This window comes from Cetobacterium sp. (assembly GCF_048470075.1).
Classification (GTDB): Bacteria; Fusobacteriota; Fusobacteriia; order Fusobacteriales; family Fusobacteriaceae; genus Cetobacterium_A.
On the sequence record NZ_DBGBQB010000379.1, the window covers coordinates 1 to 2,106 of the forward strand.

Here is a 2,106-nt window from a genome sequence, read left to right on the forward strand (position 1 = left end):
ACTGATTATAAAACCAGATTAATGAGATTTCAAGGAGGTGAGAAGATAGAGAAAATAAAATTATCATATAGTTTATGGAAAAAAGTTTCTTTAAAGAAGAGTATTTATTTTTTCTTTAATTATATTCTTAAAAGATAAAAAGCAGTAATAAGAAATTTATTACTGCTAAGTAGGTTCTATATGAGCAAGAATTAAATTTTTTTATTATTTTTCTTGCTTTGGCTATGGCTTTTTTTTAGTGTTAGAAAGATTTTTTGTTTGATTATTTCTAGTTCTAATCTTTGCCATTGTTGCCTTTGGTTAGTAACACTTTGATTTTTAGCCATATAATAGCACCTCCTTTCTATAGAATATTATAACTTTTTTGAAAACAAATCTCCAAATAAAAAAAGCTAGTTTTATCACTAGCTTAAGAGATTTTTTAATATTGATTAACTACTTTTTAGAGTAACTTGTGGGCAGCAACGAGAACATCCTTTAGCTTTTTGATAACCCAATTTTTTAGCTGATTCAATAGCTCGGTAAGATGATGGATAATCTCCTAATTCAATAACATCAGAGTTTTTAATATGTTCGCAGTAGTATCTGTGAACTTCACAAGTTTTAGTGTTAATATAAAATTTCATAGTAAATAATGCTCCTTTCAATTACGGGGGTAAAAGTTTTATTAGTTCTAATTTATTTATAATAGATTTTTTTAAGATACGCAATGAAAAAATTATTTTTTTATATGTGCTACCTACTAGAAAGCCAAGTGACCTTACTGGTAGGTGGTATCTATAAAGAAATAAAAAGACTAGGTCACTTGGCGGTTTCCTAGCTTTTAGAGGAGGAAGAGATGAGAGCAATAAAAAAAGAAGATTTAGACTATTTTTATCATTTACAGATTCCTAGATCTGTATGGAGTTTGTTTGTTGAAAAGAAAATAAGTCAATCAACATTTAAAGTTTATGTAGAGTTATTTGATAGATTAAAATTATCTTCATATAACGGTTGGATAGATAAAGAAGGAGATGTCTATTTAAAGTATTCATATCCAGAATTAATGACTATTTTAGGAATTAAGAGTAAAGGAACTATATCGACAGCTTTAAATGAGCTTAGAGATTTAAATTTAATTATTCAAAAAAAGGGATATAGTACATCAAGCAAATTCTATTTAACTAATGTTTTACAGTCGACTGAAAAATTAGATAAATATGAAAAAACTCAGAAGTCTAAAAAAATAGTCGAATGTACAGAAGTACAAAAAATTGAACTCCAGAAGTCCGAAAAATTAGACTCACAGAAGTCTAAAAATTTAGACTCTAATAATAATAACTATAATCATAATAATTTAATAATAACTACTACTAACCAAGATAATATAAATTATAAAGACCAAGATACTAACCAACCTGAAAAAGTTAGTAGTAGTTCTTTTGAAAAAAATATAAAAGAGATTAAAAAATATTTACTTGAGAACGTAAAAGATATACCAACTTGTAAAAACATCATGTTCTTAGTTGAAAATATAGGTCTATCTCTTGAAAGAATCAAAGAGGTTGTTAATTATGCAACTAAATCTCAAAAAGGAATTGGCTTTATTTACAAGGCTTTAGAAGAGAATTGGACATTGAAAGATATAACATATTCAACTGAAAAGAATATCAGCACTACACCTACAGCAAGAGGACATAAGTTTAATTCTGAAGCCATAGACAGCACAATAGAAGCTAAGGAAGCTAAAGAGGAATACACAGCTAAAATTGATAGATTGCAAGGGATATATCAAGTTTTAAGCGACTCAGAAAAGAAAAAAATTGATGATGATGCATACCAATTAGCTGTAGAGCAATATGGGGTAACTGTTGCTAAAATTATGGCCAGAACTAAAACTAAGTTTGAAATTTTAGAAAAGTATTATCTATTGGAAAAAGGAGCTTAGTTATGTTCCAAGAAGAACGATATAAAATTTATAACGATAATTGCTTTGAAGTTTTAGATTCTTTAGCTAAGCAAGAAATAAAATTAGATTTAATTATTTTAGACTTACCTTATGGAAAAACTAAAAATAAATGGGATAAGAAAATCCCATTAAATAGTTACATAGAACTTCAGAAAGGT

The 2,106-nt window shown here is 27.2% G+C and carries 3 protein-coding genes; 1 reads left to right on the top strand and 2 read right to left on the bottom strand.

Annotated elements, in window-relative coordinates; translation table 11 throughout:
* Positions 1–191: 191 nt before the first annotated feature.
* Positions 192–326 (bottom strand): hypothetical protein, encoded by a 135-nt coding sequence (locus ACMOUI_RS13105; protein WP_257164332.1) that lies wholly within the window; start codon positions 324–326, stop codon positions 192–194.
* Positions 327–431: 105 nt separating this feature from the next.
* Positions 432–626 carry a hypothetical protein gene (locus tag ACMOUI_RS13110; RefSeq protein ID WP_418966143.1) on the bottom strand — a complete coding sequence of 65 codons (195 nt, stop codon included), beginning with the start codon at positions 624–626 and terminating at the stop codon, positions 432–434.
* A gap of 212 nt (positions 627–838) precedes the next feature.
* Here ACMOUI_RS13110 and ACMOUI_RS13115 point away from each other — a divergent pair, with 212 nt between their 5' ends.
* A complete protein-coding gene (locus ACMOUI_RS13115) occupies positions 839–1,927 on the top strand; it encodes a replication initiator protein A (protein WP_418966144.1) in 1,089 nt (362 codons plus the stop codon).
* Positions 1,928–2,106: the final 179 nt, after the last annotated feature.